The 16304-nt window shown below is 39.5% G+C and carries 13 protein-coding genes; 7 read left to right on the forward strand and 6 right to left on the reverse strand.

Going from position 1 to position 16304, the window contains the following annotated elements; all coding sequences use genetic code 11:
- Positions 1–12: 12 nt before the first annotated feature.
- The 3 genes from prfB to dsbC form a co-directional block, all read right to left on the reverse strand.
- A protein-coding gene (prfB, locus tag A3Q33_RS03325) for a peptide chain release factor 2 (protein ID WP_196798044.1) occupies positions 13–1111 on the reverse strand; the annotation gives its coding sequence in 2 pieces (ribosomal slippage) (positions 13–1035 and positions 1037–1111; 1098 coding nt in all).
- A gap of 217 nt (positions 1112–1328) precedes the next feature.
- Positions 1329–3113 (reverse strand): DHH family phosphoesterase, encoded by a 1785-nt coding sequence (locus A3Q33_RS03330; RefSeq protein ID WP_081178703.1) that lies wholly within the window; start codon positions 3111–3113, stop codon positions 1329–1331.
- Between the two features lie 113 nt (positions 3114–3226).
- A complete protein-coding gene (dsbC, locus tag A3Q33_RS03335) occupies positions 3227–4024 on the reverse strand; it encodes a bifunctional protein-disulfide isomerase/oxidoreductase DsbC (protein WP_081178704.1) in 798 nt (265 codons plus the stop codon).
- A gap of 269 nt (positions 4025–4293) precedes the next feature.
- Between dsbC and fldB the strand changes: the two genes are divergently transcribed.
- From fldB to A3Q33_RS03350, 3 genes are all read left to right on the forward strand, one after another.
- A complete protein-coding gene (gene fldB, locus A3Q33_RS03340) occupies positions 4294–4818 on the forward strand; it encodes a flavodoxin FldB (protein ID WP_081178705.1) in 525 nt (174 codons plus the stop codon).
- Positions 4819–4919: 101 nt separating this feature from the next.
- The gene (gene srmB, locus A3Q33_RS03345) at positions 4920–6155 is read left to right on the forward strand and encodes an ATP-dependent RNA helicase SrmB (protein ID WP_081178706.1); all 1236 of its coding nucleotides are present in this window, start codon (positions 4920–4922) and stop codon (positions 6153–6155) included.
- Between the two features lie 418 nt (positions 6156–6573).
- Positions 6574–7827, forward strand: coding sequence for an amidohydrolase (locus tag A3Q33_RS03350; RefSeq protein ID WP_502687238.1), 1254 nt, complete (start codon positions 6574–6576; stop codon positions 7825–7827).
- Positions 7828–8525: 698 nt separating this feature from the next.
- On the opposite strand, the gene A3Q33_RS03360 is transcribed toward A3Q33_RS03350, so the two are convergent.
- Complete coding sequence (locus A3Q33_RS03360) at positions 8526–9542, reverse strand: IS110 family RNA-guided transposase (protein WP_081178157.1); 1017 nt, start codon at positions 9540–9542, stop codon at positions 8526–8528.
- Between the two features lie 558 nt (positions 9543–10100).
- On the opposite strand from A3Q33_RS03360, the gene A3Q33_RS03365 reads away from it, so the two are divergent.
- On the forward strand, positions 10101–11411 hold the full coding sequence (locus A3Q33_RS03365) for an aminotransferase class V-fold PLP-dependent enzyme (protein ID WP_081178708.1): 1311 nt from the start codon (positions 10101–10103) through the stop codon (positions 11409–11411).
- A gap of 167 nt (positions 11412–11578) precedes the next feature.
- Here the strand turns inward: A3Q33_RS03365 and yaaA are convergent, their stop codons facing one another.
- A complete protein-coding gene (gene yaaA, locus A3Q33_RS03370) occupies positions 11579–12355 on the reverse strand; it encodes a peroxide stress protein YaaA (RefSeq protein ID WP_081178709.1) in 777 nt (258 codons plus the stop codon).
- Positions 12356–12653: 298 nt separating this feature from the next.
- On the opposite strand from yaaA, the gene tal reads away from it, so the two are divergent.
- The 3 genes from tal to A3Q33_RS03385 all read left to right on the forward strand — a co-directional run bounded on the left by tal (position 12654) and on the right by A3Q33_RS03385 (position 14573).
- The gene (tal, locus tag A3Q33_RS03375; RefSeq protein WP_081178710.1) at positions 12654–13607 is read left to right on the forward strand and encodes a transaldolase; all 954 of its coding nucleotides are present in this window, start codon (positions 12654–12656) and stop codon (positions 13605–13607) included.
- A gap of 119 nt (positions 13608–13726) precedes the next feature.
- Positions 13727–13900, forward strand: coding sequence for a DUF3545 family protein (locus tag A3Q33_RS03380; protein ID WP_081178711.1), 174 nt, complete (start codon positions 13727–13729; stop codon positions 13898–13900).
- Between the two features lie 100 nt (positions 13901–14000).
- On the forward strand, positions 14001–14573 hold the full coding sequence (locus tag A3Q33_RS03385; protein ID WP_081178712.1) for a DUF6942 family protein: 573 nt from the start codon (positions 14001–14003) through the stop codon (positions 14571–14573).
- Positions 14574–14854: 281 nt separating this feature from the next.
- On the opposite strand, the gene A3Q33_RS03390 is transcribed toward A3Q33_RS03385, so the two are convergent.
- The gene (locus A3Q33_RS03390) at positions 14855–15982 is read right to left on the reverse strand and encodes an aminotransferase class V-fold PLP-dependent enzyme (RefSeq protein WP_081178713.1); all 1128 of its coding nucleotides are present in this window, start codon (positions 15980–15982) and stop codon (positions 14855–14857) included.
- Between the last annotated feature and the right edge of the window lie 322 nt (positions 15983–16304).

Below are 16304 nucleotides of genomic sequence, written 5' to 3' on the forward strand. Positions count from 1 at the left end.
TAATTAACGTGTTTATAAACCAGACTTCAAACTGGCTTCTAAAAATTTGTTTAAATCGCCATCTAATACGGCTTGCGTATTACGGTTTTCTATTCCGGTGCGTAAATCTTTAATACGGCTGTCATCTAAAACATAAGAGCGTATTTGACTACCCCATCCAATATCAGATTTTCCGTCTTCTAATTCTTGTTTACCTTCATTCTGCTTTTGCATTTCCATTTCATACAGTTTAGCTTTTAAAAGCTTCATCGCTGTTGCACGGTTTTTATGCTGAGAACGATCAGCCTGACAAGCCACTACTGCGCCTGTTGGTACATGCGTAATACGTATGGCAGAATCTGTTTTGTTAACATGTTGACCACCTGCACCAGAAGCACGAAAGGTATCTATGCGTAAATCTGCTGGGTTAATATCAATTTCGATATTGTCGTCAATTTCTGGGTAAATAAACGCAGATGCAAACGAAGTATGTCGACGACCACTTGAGTCGAACGGTGATTTTCGTACTAAACGATGAACACCAGTTTCTGTTCTTAACCAACCAAAAGCATATTCGCCAGTATATTTAATGGTGCAACCTTTAATGCCAGCAACATCACCACCGGTGACTTCAATAGCTTCAGTTTTGTAGCCGTTGGCTTCACCCCAACGTAAGTACATGCGCATCAGCATTTCTGCCCAATCTTGCGCTTCTGTACCGCCTGAGCCTGACTGAATATCTAAATAGCAGTTATTGGCGTCATGCTCACCTGAGAACATACGACGAAATTCTAACTTTTCAAGACTAGCTTCTAAGGTTTTGGTTTCAGCTTCTGCATCGTTAAAGGTTTCTTCATCTTCTGCTTCAACAGCAAGTTCAACTAGGCCTTCAATGTCCTCACAACCTGAATCCATTTGGTCAATGGTTTCAACAACGGCTTCTAATGCCGCACGTTCGCGACCCAATGCTTGTGCACGCTCTGGATCATTCCAAACTTCGGCCGACTCTAATTCGCGTGAAACTTCAACCAAGCGTTCTGACTTTTGATCGTAGTCAAAGATACCCCCGAAGCAAGTTGGTGCGTTCGCGAATTTCTTTAATTTTATTGAGTACTGGATTAACTTCTAACATAGTTTTTAACTATTACGCCGTCATAGATGAATATAAATGATGAATATAATTACTGATTAAGGAAAAACAACAAAAAAACAGTCGCGCATTGTAGCTTAATTATACGGTTAAATAAACGTTTGCTTGTTCATTGAAATGCCATTTTTATTATATTTTTCCAGCCGTTTAATGTCACTCATAATTTAAAGGATAAAACGGCGAATACTTTACAGAAACGTCAGTCTAATTGCTCAACCATCAATTGCACCGATTGCTTACCACGAAACTCGTTGATATCTAGGCGATAGGCTAATTTAACTTGTTTAGCTTTGTTATCTGGCCAACGTTTTATATCAACATTGAAAGCGATAGCATCAAATATTTGTTGGTCTTTTTCTACCACAAGTTTTAAGTGTTTTTCACCAACAATGCGCTGCTGAACAAGCGTAAAAACATCATCAAATACAGGTTCAGGAAAATTTTGTCCCCACGGGCCGGCTTCACGTAATACTTCTGCAAAGGCTAGGGTCATATCATTGGTTAATAGCTCTCCATCTGAAGATAAAATGCCCGTTAGGGCTTCTTTACTTAACCACTGCTCAGCATACTTTTCAAACAATGATGAAAACTGTTGAAATTGATTCGCTGCGATCGACAAACCAGCCGCCATAGCATGGCCACCAAATTTTATAATAATACCGGGATGTTGACTGTCAATATACTCTAATAAATCTCGAATATGTAGACCCGGAATTGAACGCGCCGAGCCTTTTATTTCATTGTTGTTTATATCAATAACATTGCTATCGGCGGTGCTGGCATTTGCAACCGAACTATTTTCGTCAATGTCATCATTGCCTCTGGCAAATACAATACTAGGGCGATGATATTTTTCTTTTAATCGTCCCGCGACAATACCTATAACCCCTTGATGCCAATCGCCATGAAACAAGCTAATGCCATGAGGTAAATTGTCTTCGCTAAACTTTAAGCTTGCCAGTACTTGCTCTGCTTCAATTTGCATACCCTGCTCGATTTCTCGGCGCGCTTTGTTTAAATCGTCTAAATCGGCGGCCATCACGCGCGCGGTTGATAAATCTTTTGCTAATAAGCAGTTAATACCAAAGGCCATATCATCTAATCGACCGGCGGCATTAATACGCGGCCCTAGCGCAAAGCCAAAATCACTGGCAACTAACTTTTGCTGATTTTTCCCAGCAATTTCAATTAAGGCTTGAATACCTGGACGTGTCGCTCCTGCGCGAATACGCTTTAGTCCTTGTTCAACTAAAATGCGATTGTTTGCATCGAGTGACACCACGTCAGCAACCGTTCCTAGCGCGACTAAATCAAGTAATTGCGCAATATTAGGTTCTTTAATATTCTGTTGTTCAAACCATTGTTGTTCGCGTAAATATTTCCTTAGGGCTAACATAAAATAAAAAGCGACCCCCACACCGGCTAAAGACTTACTGGCAAAATTACAACCTCGTTGATTTGGGTTAACAATGGCATCAGCAGGAGGCGTATCTGCACCAGGTAAGTGATGATCAGTGACCACGACTTGTAGCCCTAGCTCTTTCGCCCTTTTGACCCCCGCAATACAACTAATACCGTTATCAACCGTAACCAAAACCTGCGCGCCTTGTGAGGCAGCAATATCAACAATTTCAGGCGTTAGTCCATAACCATATTTAAATCGGTTTGGTACTAAAAAATGATGATTGCTCGACCCCAGCATATGTAATGCTTCCATCATTAGGGCGGTACTTGTAGCACCATCGGCATCAAAGTCGCCAATCACCGTGATGTTTTTTTTCGCTTGCAGCGCCTGGTATAAAAGTTCACAAGCCTCAGGTAAACCTTTTAACGAATCAACAGCACATAAATGTGACGCGGTTAATTCAAGTTGCTCTTTGCTAGTTACGCCGCGCCGTGCATATATTTGTCGAATAATAGGATGAAGCGTAGCGGGTAAGTGCTCATCGCTCACTTGCTCTCGACGAATAATCTCTTTATGCATGAATGAACCTTTATACTTGAAACGCTAGAAACAAAAATGGCAAGTATAATACTTGCCATTTTATTAAAAAATTAAGTTATACCAATTCACAATATTGATTAACTTGTTTGATATTAACCACCTTGTTGAGAGGTTTCTAATAACATAAATAATTTACTTGGGTCTTGATAACCTGGCACCATCATGCCATTTTCAAGCATAATTGCAGGCGTACCAGTAACCCCGACTTGGCGACCAAAGTCAAACTCTTCTTCTATAGGCATATCACAAATACGTGCAGCAACCGTAGAACCACTTTTCGCTTTTGTTAGCGCCGTCTGCGCATCTTCATGACACCATATTGAGCGTAAATCTTTAAAGCCCTGTGAATAACCACCAGAACGGTCTTTCACGCCAGCTCGCGGATACGCTAAATAACGTACAGTTATACCTTTGTCGTTATAGTCGTCTATTTGTTCATGCATTTTACGACAGTAACCACAGGTAATATCAGTAAATACTGTCACTACATGTTTTTCGTTTTCTGCTGGGTAGACGATCATAGCATCAGAAAATTTAGCCATACCTTCAACACGAACTTGCGCTAGGCTTTCTTCAGTTAAGTTACTGACGTTATCGCCTATCCCGTACATTTTCCCATGTAATAAGAAATTTCCGTCTGCACTTGCATAAAATAAGCCCTGATCCGTTAACACCTCAACTACACCCGCCATTTTAGATGGCTTAATACTGGCAACATTGAAGCCTAAAGTTTGCGAAAGCTTTGCTTTAACGGCTTCAATTTCAGGCGATTGTGCAGCGGGTAACATAACACTGTTGTTTGATGGTGTTGCTGGCTCAGCATAGGCGGCAACATTTTGAGTTAAACTTAAAACACCAAGTGCTGCGGCCAATAAAAAATTCTTAGACATAAGTAGTTCCATACCTTAATAAGCGGAAATGAGCGGAAAATTACATTTGCAATTTTTAGTTAAATACAAAGACCGCTTTAATCCCGCTAAAATTACAGTGAAAAAGCAATAATTGCAATAACACTAAGTCCTCCAATAGCTAATATCTGCAATAAAATGTTTATATCTGCGTTAATGCAAAGCTTCTTATTTACTGAAATTTTGTTAAAATCCTGTCATTAGCTCACCAACCACCTAAAGTGGTTAGCATAAACCTCGGTAATTTATTAATGAACATCGCATTATTTTATGGCTCAACCACGTGTTATACCGAAATAGCAGCAGAAAAAATTCAAGCAGAACTTGGCGCTGATATTGTCAGTTTATTTAATATAAAAGATACTCCATTGGCCGAAATGGTAAATCACGATATTTTGATTTTAGGTATTTCTACTTGGGATTATGGTGAAATTCAGGAAGATTGGGAGTCACACTGGCCTGAAATTGCCAATATTGACCTTGAAGGAAAAATTATTGCGCTTTATGGCATGGGCGATCAAATTGGCTACACCGATTGGTTTCAAGATGCACTAGGCATGTTACATGAGCAAGTGCTAGCGCAAGGCGGTTATGTTATCGGTTATTGGCCAAATGAGGGTTATGAGTTTGCAGAATCAAAAGCCTTGACCGAAAACAAACAACAATTTGTTGGTCTCGCCCTTGATGAAGACAACCAATATGATGCCAGTGAAGAACGCATCAAACTTTGGTGCCAACAAATTAACCATGAAATCACGGATATTCTAGCGGAATAAGCTAAATATCATAATAAATAGACAAATTTGGCAAGATCTTTAGGTTAAATTGTATTTTGCCATTATAATCCGCGTTATTAATCCCCAAAGAAAATTATTACATGTTTGAGCAGTTTGACCTAGATTCCGCGTTATTAGGCGGCATTGAAAAAGCAGGCTTTAAAAAGCCAACGTCTATCCAAGAATTAGTACTTCCTGTTGCTATGACAGGCAAAGACGTATTAGCTTCAGCCCCTACAGGAACCGGAAAAACAGCGGCGTTTTTACTGCCTGCGGCTCAGCATTTACTCGATTACCCTCGACGAGGCCAAGGTTTTCCGCGTGTACTAATTTTATCACCAACACGTGAACTTGCCATACAAACGCACGAACAATGTGAGAAATTAACCGCGCTAACCGACATTAAATCCGCGGTAATTACCGGTGGTGTTAACTACGGCAGTCACAAAGAAGTACTGACAGGTCATACCGATATTTTGGTTGCAACACCTGGCCGCTTAATGGAATACATAGAAAGCGAGCAGTTTGATAGCCGTGAAATTGAAATTCTTATTTTAGATGAAGCTGACCGTATGCTTGCAATGGGTTTTGCTGAAACCATTAATCGCATTGTTGGCGAAGCACGCTGGCGTAAACAAACCATGCTATTTTCTGCAACACTCGAAGGTGCTGCCGTGGTTCGTTTTTCTCGCGAGCTATTAAACGACCCTGTATTTTTAGAAGCTAACCCTTCGCGCAAAGAAAAAGCAAAAATTCATCAGTGGATGCATTTAGCTGATGATAAAGATCATAAATTCGCCTTATTGATGAACATATTGCAACAAGAAGAAGTTGAGCGTGTACTTGTTTTTGCAAATAAACGCGAAACGGTACAGTATCTATCAGGTAAACTTTATGCTGAAAACATGCCTTGTGTATGGCTTGAAGGCAAAATGCAACAAGATAAACGTAACACCTCTGTTGAACGTTTACGCAATGGTACGGTTAATGTACTTGTAGCGACCGATGTTGCTGAACGTGGGCTTGATATTGACGATATAACGCATGTTATAAACTTTGATATGCCGCGCACTGCTGATATTTATTTGCATCGCATTGGCCGTACAGGCCGCGCGGGCAACAAAGGTACCGCTATTTCACTCGTTGAAGCACACGACATGACCGTTATAGGTAAAATTGAGCGCTATATAAAAGAGCGCCTGCCACGCCGTGTGATTGAAACCTTAAGACCGAAGTACAAAGAAGCACGTGTTGCGACGAAAAAGACCAAAGTGAAAAGAACTGTGGCACAAAAGAAAGCTAAAGCGAAAAAAATGGCGAAACGAACAAAAAGTTAAAGTTCAATAATAAGCCACGCTTTAAAAACTCAAAAACCTAAACGTGTCCGTTTAGGTTTTTCTGTATTTAAAGCTCTCAAATAAGTCCGTATTGCTGAGCCTTTCACTCATCTTATTGAGTAGATACTAAAGCTAATTTCATCAAAAAATAATTACTTGTATAGGCCTAGATGAGCCTTTATTATAAAAATTACACAAATTAAGTCTTCTACTTTTTTCATGAGGGTAAATGGATAAACCCATGACATAAAATTTAGACCGTCATGATGCGACTTATAAATTTTATAAACTGTATTTTTTCATTCTCCCCATCAATAATTAGCAGAAATCAATCAGCTTAAAACGGATATATCTGTTTATCCCATTTACTGTTTAGGAGTTTTACATGAAGTGTTCTTCCATGAGTTTGGCTTTTCTAATGGGTATTGCTACTTTCAGCAGTGCGCAGGCGCAGCAACCCGTCGAAATTTCAGCGCAACTTGAGCAAAAGGTAATAGAATGGCGCCGTGATTTACACCAGCATCCTGAACTCAGCAATCGTGAATTTCGCACCGCTAAAGTTATAGCTAAACATCTGAAAGATTTAGGCTTAGAGGTGCAAACCGGTATTGCACATACGGGCGTTGTCGGTGTACTAGTCGGCGGTAAACCTGGCCCTACAATTGCCATGCGCGCCGACATGGACGCGTTACCTGTTATAGAACAAACTGACCTACCATTTAAATCCATTGCAAAAGCAGAGTATAGAGGCAAAGAGGTCGGTGTAATGCATGCTTGCGGTCATGACTTACACATGGCCATGCTAATGGGGGCAGCAGAAAAGCTCGTATCGATGAAAGATGACATTGCTGGAACTATCGTATTTATTTTTCAGCCTGCCGAAGAAGGCGCACCAAAAGGAGAAGAAGGCGGTGCTGAACTTATGCTAAAAGAAGGTTTATTTACTAAGCATAAGCCAGAAGTTGTATTTGGTATACACGTTTGGTCTGCTGGTAATACCGGCCATATTGGTTATCGCGAAGGGCCGCTTATGGCCTCCTCAGATCGTTTCGAAATTACAGTAAAAGGTCGTCAAACTCATGGTTCTCGTCCATGGGGCGGTGTTGACCCTATCGTTGCTGCAGGACAAATCATTGGTAGTACACAGACAATTGTCAGTCGTCAAGTCGATATCACGAAAGCCCCCGCCGTTATTAGCTTTGGTATTATAGAAGGTGGCGTGCGCAATAATATTATTCCAGATGAAGTCTACCTTGAAGGTACTATTCGTAATTTTGATATGGACAATCGTGCGCAAATATTTAAAAACTTAAAGACAACGGCTGAAATGACAGCCAAAGCAACCGGCGCTGAAGCCCATGTGCATATTGACGAAGGCTACCCGGTAACCATTAATAATATAGCGCTGACACGAAAAATGCTGCCCACCATTGAGCGCGTCGCAGGTAAAGAAAAAGTGCGTGTTAACGACTTAGTTACAGGCGCAGAAGACTTCTCATTTTTCGCTCTTGAAGTGCCAGGGCTCTTTGTATTTTTAGGCGTAACACCAGAAGGTGAAAATGCGGTAAATGCCCCAAGCAACCATTCACCGTTTTTTCATGCAGACGAAAAATCATTAAAAACGGGTACTGAGCTTTATGTCAATTGGGTATTAGACTATAACAAGTTTTAGCTTTAGTTTTAGCTTGAACCTTAATTACACCTTAAAATGTGACAAAGTGCTTGGTTAACCAAGCACTTACTTTTCCTTCCTTGCTTTACATTTAACTATTATGAGCGACTACGTTCACTTTTATTGAAAAATAATTTTAGCGAATCCCCTGATCTTCACCCTCACTATTACGGCTATCGTTAATTTAAGTACTATAAGCGCAGTTTTCGTCACTTAACGAACGCTCAACAGGATAATATCAGACGTAAATTCAGTTCGTTTGTTACCTGCCCTTAAAACTTGTAGCCGCGATTAAAGACGGTCTAATACCAAATGTAATAAGTTATTGACCAATTTTAAGCGAGGATAAATTGTTCAAGAATACATGTTTATTGTTCCAGACTAAACATAAGTACCTGCATATATGGACCCACTCCGTTTGCAAGACATTTAATCGTTATGTAAGAGAAAATCATTGCTCTCATATATCCGGCCTGTTTATGAAGGATTTTTACCTTCTGGCCCCGATGGTTGTTTGCGCTCACACTCCTCATCATCCCTCCGGCTTTTTTATTAGCCAATGCAGGTACCAGGTTTTGTGCAAGCCAGTCTGACTATCTTACCATCCGATTAATTTATCTTTTGCAACTGAAGTAAAAGGGTTTTACTGTTATCTCATCACTGAAACCAATCTAACTTGCTTCAGTTTTGAGCTTTATTTATATAGCCGGGCGATAACTTTCCCCCTTCGCCATTATTACCCAAGCCATTCTTGCTATTTTATTCGCCACAGCAACGCATGCTTTGTTGTGTCCTCGTCGGGATTTTAACGCTTGTGCCCACAAACTAAATCGGTCAGTTTTGTTTTCACTGTGCCTTAATACTGCCCGGGCCCCGTGGATGTATAGTGTTCTTAAATAACTATTACCGCGTTTACTTATACCGAGTAAGGTGGCCTTTCCACCTGTTGAATGCTGCCCAGGAACAAGCCCAAGCCATGCCGAAAAATGTCGACCATTTACAAAGTCTTTTCCATCTCCTGCAGCTGCATAAGTAGCGCTAGCTGTGATTGCTCCAATACCTAATATTTCATCTAAGCGAACACATATTTCATTTTCTTTATTCATCGTGTTTAAGCGAACTTCACACGCTTTAAACTTCACTTCTGTGACTTGAAATTCAAGCCATAACTCATTAAATATCTCCCGACTTAAATACGTTAACTCATTTGTCGCATCCTCTAAAATATCCGGCAGTTCATTGCGAATTGCAGAAATACCTTTATTGATGACAATGCCATATTCTCCTAACAAGCCTCGTATCTGACTTGCTAATGCTTTACGTTCTTTCTTTATGCGTTCACGTTGTCGATGGAAGTTTTGAATATCTTGTTGTTCTATCGATTTAATTGGCACAAACCTCATGGTCGGGCGTTGCGCTGCCTCTGCAATACCTTCGGCATCGTTATAATCATTTTTATTGCCTTTAACGAAGGGTTTTACATATTGAGGCGCAATAAGTTTTACTTGGTGCCCCAATTCAATAAATTTTCTAGCCCAGTAGTTCGCACTGCCACAAGCTTCCATTACAATTAGGCAAGGCTCTAATGTTGCCATGAAACTCAACACTTGTTTTCTTCTTAATTGTTTCTTTTTTACAAATCGCCCATTTTTATTCACAGCGAACATGTGAAAAATTGATTTTGCAATGTCTAAACCGATTGTAGTAATCTTCATGTTGATCCACTCCGCTTTTATAAATGATTGTTATCACTTTCATTTTGGCCCTAAAGAGGCCGGAAATAAAGTTGGAGTGGGTCCATACCATTATCCCTGCAGGCAAGGCGTTTGATTGATTAGGGCATGGATGCCCGTAAGTAGGACAATGCAGGAGCAATTGTCGAGTAATAGCGGGCGTGTGTGATTGAAAACAACGCAGTTATTGACGATTTAAACTGCCTTAAAATGATCGATTATTTATTTCAATTGGTCTAAGTAGATCTAGAATACAGAAAAATAAGATAAGGAGCTTGTAATTAACCTGATAAATAGCTCAGGCAACAAAAATCAACAGCTAGCACCCTATCCAGTTTTATTACTTAAAGTTTAGCTACCTACTCTACTTTCCCAGATATCCCAGATATCCCAGACTGGAAAATTTCCAATTTATGCACTACGTTTTAATCAGCCAGATTATTAGGCTCTCTCCTTTGAATTGGCTAACTTTACCTATTTTAACTATCTGCGAGCCTTATTCACAAAACATATTAGTATTGCTCGCAAGGGGATAATCACATGCTAAGACGGAAATTTTTGACTGGTTTAGGGATCAGTGTTGGTGCAAGCTTATTGGCTTCAAAGCAACTACTGGCAGGAGCTCAATCGCCCGCTAATGAGATAAACACTATCGCGCCAGGCGATTGGACAGCATTACGTGACTTATTTCCATTAACCAAAAAGTATATTCAATTATCTACCTTTTTATTAACGTCTCACCCTAAACCGGTTTCCGATGCTATAGAAATGCACAGACGTGGTTTAGATGAAAATCCTGCCGATTATTGGCACCAACAATTTGAAACAATTGACCATGATATCGCCGAGGCAGCGGCAGAATATATGGGAGGTAAAGCTAAAAATATAGCGCTAACAGACAGCACTACGATGGGCCTTGCCTTAATTTACAGTGGGTTGAAATTAGCACCAGGGACAGAAATTTTACAAACTGTCCATGATCACTACTCAACAGATATGTCATTAGCCTATAGAGCAAAGCGCACAGGTGCGAAAGTTCGTCGCATAGCACTTTACGAAAACCCAGCAACCGTTAACGTAGCCGATGTAATTAAACGGTTAAGCGCAGGTATTAACAAAAATACGCGTGTGGTTGCAGCGACATGGGTGCATTCATCAACCGGTGTAAAACTGCCCATTAGAGCGATGGCAGATACTATTAACGTGATTAATCAAGGCCGAGGCATAGATCAACAGATATTATTTTGTGTCGATGGTGTCCACGGTTTTGGCATTGAAAATGAAGATATTACCACTTTAGGCTGCGATTTTTTTGTCGCTGGCACACATAAGTGGCTGTTTGGACCACGAGGTACTGGTGTTATTTGGGGAAACGATCGCGCTTGGGCAAACAGTGAGCCCGTTATTCCTAGTTTTAGTGCCTCATATGATGTCTGGATGGGCGATAGTGTTCAAGAGCAAGTCCCCATGGGTGAGCATATGTCGCCAGGTGGGTTTCACTCTTTTGAACACCGTTGGGCACTGCCAGAAGCTTTTAAGCTCCATATGCAATTGGGCAAAGCCAATGTGCAAAAGCGCATTCACCAATTGAATACGCAAACAAAAACAGGCTTGGCAAAAATGCGTCATGTAACGCTGTATACCCCGCAATCAAGTGAACTTTCTTCAGGGTTAGTATGCTTCGACGTTGCAGGCATGAGCGCGGAAAATGTAGTGAAGGCGTTACACAGCAAGGGAATTATTATGAGTAGCACCCCTTATAGGAATAGCTACGCGCGATTTGCTCCGTCACTCATAAACAATGAGCAGGAAATTGAAAAAGCATTAACCGAAATACGAGCATTAGCTTAAGCACTGCTAGTCGTTTTATTTTGTTACCTCAAAGCCTGTAAAAACTATTTTGGCTAAGGAAGCGTGAAGTAGGTATGGTGTAATTAACTGTTCAGCGGTCTATTACATAAAAGCTATAAAGGGCTATTTTGCCTTTATAGCTTTTATATTTAGTTCAATCGAATTAACTAATCGGCTTCTTTGCGCAAAAACACCCAGTCATTCCCTTTACTTAAATCACTAGAATATTGATAACCTGACACATCAAAATCTTTCAGTTTTTCAACATCGGTGATTTGGTGTTCTATAATATAGCGCGCCATTAATCCGCGGGCTTTTTTAGCAAAGAAACTGATCATTTTGTATTGACCATTTTTCCAGTCTTTAAACGCTGGGGTAATAATTTCAGCGTTTAAAGCTTTCTTATTAACCGATTTAAAGTATTCATTGGACGCTAAATTAATTAACACATTATCGCCTTGCGCTGCTAGCGCTGCATTTAAATGCTCGGTGATAATATCGCCCCAAAATTGATACAAATTGGTGCCGCGATCATTATCTAATTTTTTACCCATTTCCAATCGATAGGCTTGCATTAAATCTAGCGGCTTTAATAGTCCATATAAGCCCGATAATATTCGCATATGTTGCTGAGCAAATTCAAAGTCTTGTTCACTAAAAGATGGAGCATCAAGACCAGTATAAACATCGCCATTAAAAGCTAATATCGCTTGTCGTGCATTTTCTGGCGTAAAAGGTGTTGCCCACTCGCCAAAACGCGCGGCATTCAAGCCGGCTAATTTATCACTAATGCCCATTAATGAACTGATATCAGCAGGGGTCAGTGTTTTGCACTTTTTCATTAACACTTTACTGTGATCTAAAAGTTCAGGTTGAGTATATTTTTCAGTAGCAACGGGGGATTCATAATCTAGGTTCTTAGCAGGAGAAACAACAAGCAACATTATATATCTACTCTATCTTAAAAAATTTTTGCCACTATAACACAGGAAAAAACGAATATAATTATCTTCATTATGAATTGATCATCTAACTTATCGCCCACACAGCATACAATCGTGAATTTTATCCAAATTAATTCATTATCACCCTTGCTAAATTATGAAAATTTGATACAAATATAGATGAATAAAACAGATACCTAGCAATTTCAACCTATCTTGCTTGAAAAACGTTGTAATATTTCACCAAATTTTACGAATACACTCATCTGATGCCATTATTAAGACCAAGGGACATATTATGACCGATCAACTTTCTCAATTAAAAGCAATGACAACCGTTGTTGCAGATACAGGCGATATTGAAGCTATTGCTAAGTTTCAACCGCAAGATGCCACGACAAACCCGTCTTTATTATTAAAAGCCGCTTCTTTACCTAATTATAAGCAATTGCTAACGATAGCTGTAGACTGGGCAAAAACTCAATCTTCAGATGCTGAGCAACAAGTTTTTGACGCTGCCGATAAACTTTCGGTATTAATTGGCTTAGAGATTTTAAAGATAGTCCCGGGCAGAATTTCAACGGAAGTTGACGCACGTCTTTCATTTGACACTCAAGCTTCTATTACAAAAGCACATAAACTTATCGCTATGTACAACGAAGCAGGGATTAGTAATGATCGCATCTTGATCAAAATAGCTTCTACATGGGAAGGAATTAAAGCTGCAGAGCAATTAGAGCGTGAAGGCATTAACTGTAACTTAACTTTATTATTTAGTTTTGCTCAAGCACAAGCTTGTGCTGAAGCCGGTATTTACCTAATTTCACCTTTTGTTGGTCGAATTTTAGATTGGTACAAAAAAGATACTGGCCGTAATGACTATTCAGCTAGTGAAGATCCAGGCGTAGTATCAGTCACGAGTATTTATAATTATTACAAAGCTAAAGGCCATAATACGGTTGTGATGGGAGCGAGTTTCCGTAATATTGGTGAAATACTTGAATTAGCTGGTTGTGATCGTTTAACCATTAGCCCTAACCTGATGGACGAGTTAGCCAACTCAACAGAAACTGTTGAACAAAAACTCTTTAGCGACCAAGCACCATTAGCCAAAGAAGCACCACTTAGCGAAGCACAGTTTAGATGGGAAATGAATGAAGATGCGATGGCCACGGAAAAACTGGCCGAAGGTATTCGCAATTTCACCATTGACCAAGTTAAACTTGAGCAACAATTACAAGCAATGCTGTAATTTTTTATTAAAAACTTGCTGAAATGTATCATTTTGTAATCAAAATGCAAAATAATGTTTCTCTTCTATAAGTAACTGTGGTATTAAAAAGCTGCAGTTGTAGAAACAGGGAGCATACCATGGAAAAATTTCAACAAGTATTGGACTCATCTGGCACACAGCCAAAATCAAGTTCAAGTAATAATAAGAAAAGAAAGTGGCGTGAAATTGAACAACTGAAAGAAAAATTTCAACTGGAAAGAGAATTAAAAGCATATGATGATTCTTTAGAAAGCATGTTGAAAGAGTTTTAACTAAGCATAGTTATGCTAATAAAAACATTTAAAACGACTGAAACCCGGATCTTACCGGGTTTTTTATTGGCTTTTATTAGCTTTTACTAGGGAGTAATAAATGGTAAATGAAGTCGTCGGCCTTGGTAATAATAACGCGAAAATCATTTTCTATATCAGAAACCGTCCACCCCTCGATGTTTATCAAAATCTAACTTGTGTAAAAGCATTAGTGCCTAACGAAATTGCACATATTTGTCAGGAAACTGGTAATCATTGGCGTAAAATTTTTAATGTTTATGCTAAGTTGTTATTTGAATTAACACCAAAACAGTTTACAAGTTGGCAAAAATTAAGAGATGAATTTCTGCTACAGAAACACAGTGATAACTGCTTACTTTTTTCAGCACCAAATTTACCAGTGATAAGAGATAATGCCTTAAAAACAACCGTTTCTAAAACACCAAATTCTGCAGAATTTCAGCCCAATAAAAAGCTACATGTTATATTAGGTAAAGGCTATGCTGAGCAACTCGGCATTTGTAACGACTGTACTTGGCTTAGTCATGATTTTGCCATTAATATTGAATTAGGGCTTATTATTTGCCCTTATTTCGATTATCGACAGCTATCAAATATAAAAATAACTCAACTGACTGGACTTATTCGACAATTAACAGCAGCCGCAGTTTAATGTTGATTTTCGACATTCTACAAATCGATTAAATCAATTCACTTACCATAAAATCAAGCACTTAATAAACCGCCGGCATGTAAACTTAAAATCGAGAGTGGTATTACTCTCCCCCTCAAAAACACAGTAATTCCTTAGCTATTAGTCATACCGAGTAACTTTTATTTGTAGCAATAAATGGGGAGTTTTTAAAATTAAAAAAACCGCTTAATAGCGGTTTTTATCTCTAAATATTTTTATTTTCACACTAAAAAATTAATGAAAAGTATACAAGCTCCATACTACAAAATACTCGTCAGTGCTTTTTCCAGTTCAGCAACCGTTCGGTCAATATTGTGCAGTTTCTCTAAACCAAACAAACCAATTCGGAAGGTTTTAAAGTCATTACGTTCGCCAACTTGCATGGGTACGCCAGCAGCAATCTGTAAACCAACTGAGGCAAATTTCTTACCATTTTGAAATTCATCATCGCTTGTATAACTGACCACCACACCTGGTGCTGCAAACCCTTCAGCCGCAACACTTTTAATACCATGCTTAGTCAGTAATTCCCGAACACGCTGACCTAGCTCTAGTTGTTCTTGACAGACTTTTTCAAAACCATAGGCTTTGGTTTCTTGCATAATATCTCTAAAGCGGGTCAAACCATCGGTCGGCATAGTCGCGTGATAAGCATGGCCACCATTTTCATAGGCTTCCATGATTTGTAGCCATTTTTTTAGGTCGCAAGCAAAACTATCACTGGTGGTAGACGCTATTGTTTTGTGCGCTAACTCACTTAACATAACTAAACCACAACAAGGTGAAGCGCTCCAACCTTTTTGTGGTGCACTAATTAACACGTCTACACCCGTTGCCTGCATGTCTACCCAAATAGTACCTGAAGCAATACAGTCGAGTACCAAAATACCGCCCACTTGATGTACGGCGTCTGCCATTGCTCGAATATAGTCGTTAGGCAAAATAATGCCCGCAGAGGTTTCTACATGTGGAGCAAAAACAACGTCAGGCGATTCTGCTAAAATAGTCGCGACTACATCGGCAATAGCGGGTGGAGCAAAAGGAGCTTGAGCATCATCACTGGTCTGCTTCGCTTTAAGTACAGTTTCGCTACTCGGAATATCACCCATCTCAAATATCTGACTCCAGCGATAGCTAAACCAACCATTGCGTACAACCAAAACTTTTTTGTCGCGCGCAAATTGACGAGCAACGGCTTCCATACCAAAGGTGCCACTGCCTGGCACTACGATTGCACTATGGGCTTGATAAACAGACTTTAAGTCAGCGGAAATGTCATTCATGACCTGTTGGAATGAACCAGACATATGGTTCAAAGAGCGATCTGTGTAAACAACGGAATATTCTAATAATCCATCAGGGTCAATATTGGGTAGCAATCCAGCCATGTTAGGGTCTCTTCGTAAGTATTTATAGCATGATATTGCCGCATATCGAACCGACGTTCAATATATTTTACGTAAAATTTCTCCCACAATATGAACTATCATCATATTAGGAAATCTTATTATGACGTTAGATGAAAATGCAAGAAACATATAAATAACCGATTGAAAAAAAGAGTAAACTTTATTATTAATCGACAAAAATCACTCAGCCTAAGTTAATAGTTAGGGCATGAAAACTTCTAGCCTTGTTTACAATAATCCAAAAAAATGATCTGATGATCTTTCTAGGATAAAATTAGGGCGAATCAGGTTAATTGATATA

Source organism: Colwellia sp. PAMC 21821, from assembly GCF_002077175.1.
In the GTDB taxonomy this organism is placed as follows: Bacteria; Pseudomonadota; Gammaproteobacteria; order Enterobacterales; family Alteromonadaceae; genus Cognaticolwellia.

Coding starts and splice junctions, on each gene's coding strand:
- A3Q33_RS03350 (WP_502687238.1), top strand. CDS start 6,574: ATGGGTATTGCTACTTTCAGCAGTGCGCAGGCGCAGCAACCCGTCGAA.
- A3Q33_RS03360 (WP_081178157.1), bottom strand. CDS start 9,542: ATGAAGATTACTACAATCGGTTTAGACATTGCAAAATCAATTTTTCAC.
- yaaA (WP_081178709.1), bottom strand. CDS start 12,355: ATGTTGCTTGTTGTTTCTCCTGCTAAGAACCTAGATTATGAATCCCCC.
- srmB (WP_081178706.1), top strand. CDS start 4,920: ATGTTTGAGCAGTTTGACCTAGATTCCGCGTTATTAGGCGGCATTGAA.
- A3Q33_RS03365 (WP_081178708.1), top strand. CDS start 10,101: ATGCTAAGACGGAAATTTTTGACTGGTTTAGGGATCAGTGTTGGTGCA.
- A3Q33_RS03385 (WP_081178712.1), top strand. CDS start 14,001: ATGGTAAATGAAGTCGTCGGCCTTGGTAATAATAACGCGAAAATCATT.
- dsbC (WP_081178704.1), bottom strand. CDS start 4,024: ATGTCTAAGAATTTTTTATTGGCCGCAGCACTTGGTGTTTTAAGTTTA.
- A3Q33_RS03390 (WP_081178713.1), bottom strand. CDS start 15,982: ATGGCTGGATTGCTACCCAATATTGACCCTGATGGATTATTAGAATAT.
- A3Q33_RS03330 (WP_081178703.1), bottom strand. CDS start 3,113: ATGCATAAAGAGATTATTCGTCGAGAGCAAGTGAGCGATGAGCACTTA.
- fldB (WP_081178705.1), top strand. CDS start 4,294: ATGAACATCGCATTATTTTATGGCTCAACCACGTGTTATACCGAAATA.
- tal (WP_081178710.1), top strand. CDS start 12,654: ATGACCGATCAACTTTCTCAATTAAAAGCAATGACAACCGTTGTTGCA.
- A3Q33_RS03380 (WP_081178711.1), top strand. CDS start 13,727: ATGGAAAAATTTCAACAAGTATTGGACTCATCTGGCACACAGCCAAAA.